The following is an 8914-nucleotide window of genomic DNA, read 5'->3' as shown; positions in this document are numbered from 1 at the left end:
CATTAAGTCGAAGTCCCTTGATTCCTGTCCGGCCATATGAGTTGTCATAATATTAACGATATTAATTTCCGGGGCTATTTCAACCATCACGCCTTCTATGGTAACGACCCCACGAGTGAGCATGCTAACGCCACCAGGCATTGCAAGCTGGTTCTCGCCTGCAATGCCTAACATTTCTTCCATAACTTTGCCAATATGAATATTGCTTAAATCTTCGGTGCCGTATTCTTGAAGCATCCTGTCAATGGATTCATATAACTGAGAATAATTAATCTTAGTACCTTTATGCACGCTAATTAACAGGATTGTTGTTCCAAGTCCCTCGACATCACTAGTAGCCACGGCCTTGACAATCCGTCTAAAGAGATCTTTATCGCGTTTTGTTAAGGTTCCCATCATTCCCAAATCAATCCATACAATTTTTCCATCATCAATAAAAATGTTTCCTGGATGGGGGTCGGCATGGAAAAAACCATCATCAATGATTTGTTTTACATAGTTTTCTGCAAGTTTTGTCCCAATTTCTTCCAGGTTATAGCCTGCCTCCAGTAAAGCATCCTTTTGATTAATCGCAATCCCATCAATTTCTTCCATCACTAAAACTTTTGATGTGGTGAGCTCATCGTAAATAAGTGGACAGGAGACATAATTAATATCCTGATTCAATTCGTATAGGTGATGTGCATTTTCAGCTTCGTTGAGAAAATCCATTTCTTCCTGAGCAGTTTTCCATATTTCATCCAAAATCATCTTAAAGTCCAGGATATTTCCCATACCGCTGGCAATATTCAAAATACTTGCTGCTTTATTCAACAGTGCAATATCCTGGGCCATTATATTGTAAATTCCCGGACGCTGAACCTTGACGACGACCTTTGATCCGTCTTTTAAAACAGCGGAATGAACCTGAGCAATGGAAGCAGACCCTAAAGATTCCTTATTAAATTTCTGGAATACTTCCAAAACAGGTTTTCCGTATTCCTCTTTCATGATATTCATTACCACTTCATAGGGCATGGGTTTCACCTGGGACCTGAGCATTTCAAGTTCCTTGCAATAGTCAATCGGCAGGATATCCGGCCGCATGGACATAACCTGACCAATCTTAACAAAGGTCGGCCCCATATCTTCGATGATTAATCGCAGTTTTTCCGGGGTCAGGCCTTTGTTGATTTCATGTTTAACCAGAATTGAAATTATTTTTTTAAGTCTTCTTCCGTTGCCATATAACGCTGCTTCGGGTTTTACTTCTATCTCAGTGTCAGAGACGTTTTTTTTCATTGGTCCTCATCGTTGGAAGTATGCACTGGTTCCGAATAAGCAGCTTGCTTTTGAGCTTTTTCTTTTTCCAGAATTTCTATTTTTTCTTTTAATGCCTGGAAATCGTCATCGGTCAATTTGTCTATATTCGCAGCCATTTCATCAACCGTAGTCGGCGGTTCTGGTTTTGCTGGAGTCACATTATCTTTAATGGTTTTTTTAATATTATGTATTAATTCTTCATTTAAAACCTTGCCCTGTTCAACTGTCAACTCACCTTTAGCCACCAACTCATCGATTAAAACCTTTGATTTTTCTGCAGTAAGTGCCATGGCTCCAATACCGAATAAAAAGATTTTCTTTAAATCCTCACTAATACTTGTTAACATTTTTTACCTCTCAAATTATAAATTTTTAAATCATTTAATCTTTATTATACCCCTTCATGCAAAGGAAAATCAATATTTACCAATTAATTTAATAACTAATACAGAACTTTCATTTAAAGATTCTCTGTTTTACTCTGGTTTCGCACGATAAGCAGGGTACCATTTTGTAAACCAACCGGTGAATATCAACCCGGGAATAAGTAAAACTTGTGGAATAACCGCTGCAAAATTCACCATTGAAGTAGTTCCCAACCATTGAGCCATCAATCCCTGAACAAGGAAAAGCAGCGCCCAAACTAACGTTAATATTCGGTTCGTCTTAAGAAACAATACATTTCTCAATGCGTTTCTGCCATTAAAAAAATGGGTGTAATCAGCGGTTAACGTTACTGTTTTAAACACCGATACGAACCAGATTACAAAAATGCCCATAAATCCTGAAAAGGCAATGGTCATACCATCATAGCCGATACTCCAGGGAACCGTCACAAGGGCCAGCAAAGAAAAAAACAATAAGGTGGCTTTGTCAAAATAAACAAGTTCCGAACCTTTTTTTATGGCACAAAGGCCCCCACTGACGAGCAATGGAACAATGACTGCATGAAATGGATTAGAATTCGAGAGAAAAAAACAGATCATCCATGGGATCATGGTCAGGATAAACCAATAAGGTGTATTCTTAAAGACAACCGGTAAAATCTTTTTCTTTTTTTCGATGTGAAGGACCATGCTTCCGAACAATCCGTCCACCAAAGCGTTCATCAGGGAAAAATCTCCCTCAACGGTATATTTTTTTTCCATTAACGCCTCAGTAGGATCAAGTTTCCCCTCTAAGATCCGTTCCCAAGTGGTAAAATGCGTATAAATTCGAGTCGTTGCCGCGGTAAAGTCATTCCTTAAAAGTGTACATTCATCGTCCTTTATTACTAACTGATAGCTTTCTTTAAGGTCTGTAAAATCCATTTGTAAAACCGTATTAAGACCCGGCCGAACTTTGGTATTAAAGGCAGCTCTCATTTGCTTCATAAAATTCCAGGCGATGAGTCCGCCGTCTGATTCATCCTTTCGCAGATCGTTAATACCCCAGCTTAAATTGGACAACTCCAAAAATGCTTTTATTTCTACAAAAGGCTTTTTAAGTCCGTCTTTAATCGTTTCTGGAATACTCATGTGACTTATGTATTCCCGGCCAGCAACCTTCACCAGTTCAAGGTAAGGCCCGGTGAAATTGTCTAACTGGGATATCCCCAGCAATTCGCCTTCAACGCAAAGAATTTTTCCCCACTTTCCCTGTCCAAACAGATTATCGAACTGTTTTTCAACCCCTTCGTAATTTTTTTCCACTGAGGGAAGCCCACAGGTACTGATCAGCACATGTTTCTTATTTTCCATTTTTTCAGGATTTCGATAAGGATGTCCATAAATACCCCCACCTTCAGGATCAATAAATGGCAAAAACACGGGAAGTGTTCGTTCCAGAAATATTTTCATCACGCCGGTGATCCCATAATGGTAAAGCGGCGTTGCCCAGATAATAATGTCCGCCTCAACATACTTGACGAGAAGGTCATTCATTTCATCTTCTTTAACACATACTCCGGGGCTGATAGTCCAACACTCAAAACCTCCGGTACACGGTTTAATATTTTTCTCATAAAGGTTAATAGTTTCTATTTTAACATCAAGAGAAATATCAGATACCCCTGCTAAAAAGCTTTCTACCAGCTTCATGGTCAGGCTTTCATTATTTTTAGGGCTACCATTTAACACTAATATTTTATGCATTTTTTCTCCTTTTTGTTTTTATTGCTGCCACACATTTTTTACTATTTGATTATATCAAAGATTACACTGGTAGAATACCCCTTAATTCGATTATAATAGATTTAACACCAATTTAATATAACAAGAATACAATGACACAATAGCAATCATGGAGGAAATTATGAATGTCGATCAATTAACAAAATTATTAGAAGATGTGAAAAACCATCAATGCGACGTGAATGCAGCCTTAGAGCAACTTAAAAACCTTCCTTACGAGGATCTTTCCTATGCAATGGTTGATCACCATCGGGAACTTAGAAATGGACATCCCGAAGTGATTTATAGCCCCGGGAAAACCCTGGATCAAATTAAGGGCATTGTCCAAAACATGCTTGACCGCTCTACCGGAAACATCCTGGCTTCAAGGGCTGATCGGAATGTTTTTGAAGCTATAAAATCCATTACCCCGGATGCCGTTTATTACGAAGAAGCCCGATCTGTAGTGGTGAAGCGGGTGGAATATAAAACCACAGAAGACTATATTCTGGTCATAACCGCAGGTACCGCTGACATTCCTGTGGCCGAAGAAGCCGCCATTACCGCTATGGTAATGGGTAATCAGGTGAAACGCCTTTATGATGTGGGTGTTGCCGGAATTCATCGCCTTCTTGGAAACGTTCCTGTTATTAACCATGCCAAAGTCATTATTGTGGTTGCCGGTATGGAAGGAGCATTGGCCTCGGTGGTTGGAGGACTCACTGATAAACCCATTGTAGCGGTTCCCACCAGCATCGGTTATGGTGCCAGTTTTGGGGGCATTTCTGCACTACTGGGAATGCTTACCTCCTGTGCCGGAGGTATAGGCGTTGTGAACATCGACAATGGTTTTGGCGCAGCCTGCCTGGCATCAAAAATTAATAAACTCTAGTTCATTTAATGATTAATGTGATGATTCAAAAGGGCGACATCAATCGCCCATTAAAGGAGGCTCGTCCAATGAAGGTTCTATATTTTGATTGTTTTTCCGGTATCAGTGGTGATATGGTGTTAGGGGCCTTTATTGATCTCGGCATTGACCCGATCTTTCTTGAATCAGAGCTTAAAAAGCTGAATCTTGACGGCTTTCATATTGAGGCAGAAAAAATTCTAAAAAGTGGTATCAGTGGTACACAATGTCATGTTATTCTGGAAGAAGAAGCTCCCCACCACCGCCATTTTGGAGATATAAAAAATATCATTGAAGACTCTTCCCTTTCGGATGCGGTTAAGAAAACAGCCATGGCCATTTTTATGCGGGTCGCTGTTGCCGAAGGCAAGGTTCATAACGTCCCTGTGGAGCATGTGCATTTTCATGAGGTTGGGGCTCTGGATTCCATTGTTGATATTGTCGGCGCTGCCATTTGTTACCACACCCTTAATCCTGATATTGTTTACGGATCTAAAATAAATGTTGGCAGCGGCTGGGTGCACTGTGCCCATGGACTGCTTCCGGTACCAGCCCCGGCCACAGCAGAAATTCTTTGTGGATCAGACTTTGAAATTTATTCCAAAGCCATTGATGGGGAATCGGCAACCCCTACAGGGGTTGCCATCCTGGCCGAATTAGGAACCTATTCTCCGAATATCCCCAGCTTTATTCCCGAAAAAACAGGTTACGGCTTCGGAAGCAAAGACTTTGGAGTTCTCAACGCCCTGCGCATTATCCAGGGGCGAAAATCCCGGTCACATGAAACCATGGTCGTTGAAACCAATGTGGATGATATGACCGGGGAAATGGCTGGCTATGTTCTGGAGACCCTTATGCAAAAAGGAGCCCTGGATGTTTTCTATACCCCGGTTTATATGAAAAAAAACCGACCAGGCATTCATCTGACGGTTTTATGTAAGGCCGTCGATCTGCCAACCATGGAAGATATTATCCTTCGGGAAACATCCACACTTGGGCTTCGGAAATATCCGGTAACCCGTGTTTGCATGAATCGCCATTTTAAAAAAATGAATACCCCTTTGGGTGATGTGACCATTAAGATTTCAGAATATGGAAGCATTCACCGTGAAAGCCCTGAGTATGAAGATGTCAGGCGTATCGCCAGGGAAACCGGCAAATCCCTTGGGGAAATATTTGAAATGGTAGAAAAACTTAAATAATCATCGAATTTAAACCGAAACGGGGGTTCATGACCCCTGTTTTTCTTTTAACACTGAACTTTAATCGATTTAAACCTTTAAGTTGATACAGTCATATATTTGTTCCTCTATCCTGGGCTTTACCATGTCTTACAAGTAATAACTCTATCATTCTCATTTCTTTACTTAATTATATAGATGCTCTTTGGCATATTTTTTTTATAAATAGTTTAAAACTCATTTGACTGGGTACATTATTTAATAATATTAATATTTTTAGGAGGTTTATTATGCGAAACATTATGGGGATTCAAGTGGGCAATCGTGAGAGTGAGGCTTTGAAGGTTCAAGAATTGTTAACAAAATATGGCTGCAATATTAAGACGCGTCTTGGATTGCATGAATCATCGGATACACAATGCAGTACAAGTGGGCTGATTATATTAGAATTCTTACCAGACAAGGATGCTGAGGTCTTGGAATTACAAAAAGCTCTGGCTTCGCTTGATACCGTTGTAGTTAAACAAATGGTGTTTTAATTTTTAGAAAAAAAAGCTACTCCGACGAGTAGCTTTTTTTTCTAAAATTATTGGATTTTAATACCTAAGTATTAAGTTGAAATTGAATAAAAGGCAATCTATAGATTTATTCATTAGTGTTTCGTAAGTGTTGGAGGTTAACTTTTTGATTATGATTTCAGTTAGGATCATGTTATAATTATTCTGGAATATTATTAACAGCTAAGCACCTGAATTATAATTTCACCAATATATCTAATGATGAATTGAAATAGACAACGTGTTGCTGATGTTTATACAACCATAGGAGGCTTGAATGATTCGAATTTCAAATATTAAACTGGGAATCAATAAAGTGGTGGATCGTGATGCCGAAAGACAGGCATTACAAAATGCAATCCTTTCTAAAATAATGACCAGTCCCAAAGAACTGATCGATTTTAAAATATTCAAGAAATCCATTGATGCGAGAAAAAAAGATGCGATTGTTTACATCTATACCATCGATGCGACCGTACAACATGAAAATAATATGCTAAAAAGACATGGCAAGACCGGCGTCACATTGAGTCCGGAATTATCCTATCATGACCTGCGCCCCGGAACTGAACATTTGGTCGAAAGACCGGTGATCATTGGCATGGGCCCTGCCGGTCTTTTTGCGGGTTTAATACTGGCTAAAAATGGTTATGCCCCGATTATTCTTGAACGAGGGGATGATGTGGATACCCGAGTTGCTAAAATAGATACATTCTGGAAGACTGGAACACTCGATACGAAAAGTAATATGCAGTTTGGCGAAGGTGGTGCCGGCACCTTTTCTGATGGTAAACTGACCACCCTAATCAATGACAATCGATGCCGCACCATCTTAGAAGCGTTTATTGAAGCAGGTGCACCGGAAGAAATACTGTATTTGAGCAAACCACATATCGGAACCGACTTGCTGCGTGAAACAGTAAAAAATATCAGAAAAGAGATTATCTCCTATGGTGGTGAAGTAAGATTCCGAGCGGAAGTCACTGATTTTATAATCAAGAATCAAACTCTGGAGGCCCTTGTTATCAATGATCAGGAAGAAATCCCCTGCAAGGTTGCTTTGCTGGGAATCGGCCACAGTGCCAGGAATACTTACGAAACCTTGCACCTTCGAGGAATTGGGTTGACCCAGAAACCTTTTTCTATTGGTGTGCGCATTGAGCATCCACAGAAAATCATTGATCAGGCACAATACGGTGTTTCTGCGGGGCATCCCGGACTGGGGGCGGGAGATTACAAACTTGCCTATCATTCCTCAAACGTACGGTCTGCCTATACATTTTGTATGTGCCCCGGTGGCTATGTGGTTGCTGCAGCCTCAGAGGAAAAAGGGGTTGTGACCAATGGTATGAGTCAACATAAACGAAATGGGGAAAATGCCAATGCAGCGCTTCTTGTGGGTGTCCAGCCTTCTGATTTTGGCAGTGAACATCCTCTAGCCGGTGTGGAATTTCAAAGAAAGTGGGAGCGGCTCGCATATCAGTTAGGGGGAGAAAATTACAATGCCCCGGTGCAACTGGTCGGCGATTTTCTTGCTGATCAACCAAGTACCACATGGGGCAGTATAAAGCCCACCTATCAACCTGGCCTTACCTTTGCTGAGCTTAAGGAATGTTTACCGGATTATGTCATTCAAACAATGAAAGAGGCCATTGTGTATTTTGATACCAAAATCAAGGGCTTTGCCATGAAAGATAGTGTTATGACCGGAGTGGAAACCCGAAGTTCTTCCCCAGTCAGAATCAACAGAGACGAAAATAATGTATCCAATATTAGAGGCCTCTATCCTATGGGAGAAGGAGCCGGCTATGCAGGCGGTATCATGTCATCGGCTGTGGATGGCCTGAAAACAGCAGAAAAAGTTATCAAAAAGTACGCTTCTGTTAAATAGTAACCATGCACCTGAAGGATATAACTTATCTTTCAGGTGCATTTCTTTTCCAAAGATAAAACTGCAACACATTTTTACTCTTGACGTTGATATTAAATCCTATTATGATTAACCTAAAACTGAAATAGAGGTGTTCAAATGAGCTCAGAAGTCATAACGAAAACCAAAGAAATGATTGATCAATTGAAGAATCTATCCCACGAGGAGTTTTATAAAGGATTGGAGTTGTATAAATCTTCAACTCTCAGTGATTCACGCCAATCCGATGATCCTGTTCTTTTTGAGTCCAATGGCAGAATAAATACGGTTAAATATGAGGCACTTCTTGAATATGCTGATCAGTCAAAAATCATTGCTGGCACCCTAAAACTTCTTGATGTCTTTGAAGATCTGGACTGGATATACAATACTCAGATCAAGGCAATAATTAAAATTTTTGCCAAGGAGTTTGATAATGACCTGATCGAGTCGGATTTAAAAGATCCCGGATCTAACCCGCCCAACTGGGACAACAGTCTGGTGCATTAAACCATGCAAAAAGCGTAAGTCCGATTGATGGACTTGCGCTTTTTGATTATCTCATTATGATTTTCAATTATGATTCTTAATTGGATAAAATCAAAGGATCTATTATGTAATATCCATTGTTTACTTTATTTACATGAATTTAACTTAATCATTATATGTTATTAACATTTTTGGTTCAAAATATAAATTGACGCAAATAAAATAAAACGAGGAGGAAAAACATGAGATTTTCTAAAAAATCTTTCGGTATCATCATTTCAACCATTCTCATTTCATGCCAAATCATTGGCTCAGGCGCAGGTGTATTAGCAGCAAGTACTGCAATACCCGTTGCAGATTCAGCTGCTGCATTAGGCACAGTTACCAAAGTAATGGTAACATTTAATGATGATACA

General features: G+C 39.9%; 8 protein-coding genes. 5 read left to right on the top strand and 3 right to left on the bottom strand.

Annotated features, from left to right (window positions below; genetic code table 11):
• The 3 genes from VIK44_RS08445 to VIK44_RS08435 all read right to left on the bottom strand — a co-directional run.
• A partial coding sequence (locus VIK44_RS08445) for an ABC1 kinase family protein (protein WP_331553430.1) occupies positions 1-1281 on the bottom strand: 1281 nt, incomplete at its 3' end.
• Positions 1278-1649, bottom strand: a complete 372-nt coding sequence (locus tag VIK44_RS08440; RefSeq protein ID WP_331553429.1) for a hypothetical protein — start codon at positions 1647-1649, stop codon at positions 1278-1280. The genes VIK44_RS08440 and VIK44_RS08445, both read right to left, overlap by 4 nt.
• Before the next feature lie 129 nt (positions 1650-1778).
• Positions 1779-3434, bottom strand: coding sequence for an NAD(P)H-dependent oxidoreductase (locus tag VIK44_RS08435; RefSeq protein ID WP_331553428.1), 1656 nt, complete (start codon positions 3432-3434; stop codon positions 1779-1781).
• 160 nt (positions 3435-3594) lie between these two features.
• Here VIK44_RS08435 and larB point away from each other — a divergent pair, with 160 nt between their 5' ends.
• The 5 genes from larB to VIK44_RS08410 all read left to right on the top strand — a co-directional run bounded on the left by larB (position 3595) and on the right by VIK44_RS08410 (position 8519).
• Complete coding sequence (gene larB / locus VIK44_RS08430; RefSeq protein WP_331553427.1) at positions 3595-4344, top strand: nickel pincer cofactor biosynthesis protein LarB; 750 nt, start codon at positions 3595-3597, stop codon at positions 4342-4344.
• A gap of 68 nt (positions 4345-4412) precedes the next feature.
• Entirely contained in the window at positions 4413-5564 is a 1152-nt protein-coding gene (gene larC / locus VIK44_RS08425) for a nickel pincer cofactor biosynthesis protein LarC (protein WP_331553426.1), read from the top strand.
• 269 nt (positions 5565-5833) lie between these two features.
• Positions 5834-6082 carry a hypothetical protein gene (locus tag VIK44_RS08420; protein ID WP_331553425.1) on the top strand — a complete coding sequence of 83 codons (249 nt, stop codon included), beginning with the start codon at positions 5834-5836 and terminating at the stop codon, positions 6080-6082.
• A gap of 295 nt (positions 6083-6377) precedes the next feature.
• Positions 6378-7991 carry an NAD(P)/FAD-dependent oxidoreductase gene (locus VIK44_RS08415; RefSeq protein WP_331553424.1) on the top strand — a complete coding sequence of 538 codons (1614 nt, stop codon included), beginning with the start codon at positions 6378-6380 and terminating at the stop codon, positions 7989-7991.
• A gap of 138 nt (positions 7992-8129) precedes the next feature.
• Entirely contained in the window at positions 8130-8519 is a 390-nt protein-coding gene (locus VIK44_RS08410; protein ID WP_331553423.1) for a hypothetical protein, read from the top strand.
• Positions 8520-8914 lie beyond the last annotated feature (395 nt).

This window comes from Acetobacterium sp. (genome assembly GCF_036508315.1).
GTDB lineage: Bacteria > Bacillota > Clostridia > Eubacteriales > Eubacteriaceae > Acetobacterium.
The sequence above is the reverse complement of the archived record's forward strand: the minus strand, read 5'-3'. Positions and strand labels throughout refer to the sequence as shown.

Bases quoted from the DNA above. Each gene is read 5' to 3' on its own strand.
- VIK44_RS08440 (WP_331553429.1), bottom strand. From the start codon at position 1,649: ATGTTAACAAGTATTAGTGAGGATTTAAAGAAAATCTTTTTATTCGGT.
- VIK44_RS08435 (WP_331553428.1), bottom strand. From the start codon at position 3,434: ATGCATAAAATATTAGTGTTAAATGGTAGCCCTAAAAATAATGAAAGC.
- larB (WP_331553427.1), top strand. From the start codon at position 3,595: ATGAATGTCGATCAATTAACAAAATTATTAGAAGATGTGAAAAACCAT.
- larC (WP_331553426.1), top strand. From the start codon at position 4,413: ATGAAGGTTCTATATTTTGATTGTTTTTCCGGTATCAGTGGTGATATG.
- VIK44_RS08420 (WP_331553425.1), top strand. From the start codon at position 5,834: ATGCGAAACATTATGGGGATTCAAGTGGGCAATCGTGAGAGTGAGGCT.
- VIK44_RS08415 (WP_331553424.1), top strand. From the start codon at position 6,378: ATGATTCGAATTTCAAATATTAAACTGGGAATCAATAAAGTGGTGGAT.
- VIK44_RS08410 (WP_331553423.1), top strand. From the start codon at position 8,130: ATGAGCTCAGAAGTCATAACGAAAACCAAAGAAATGATTGATCAATTG.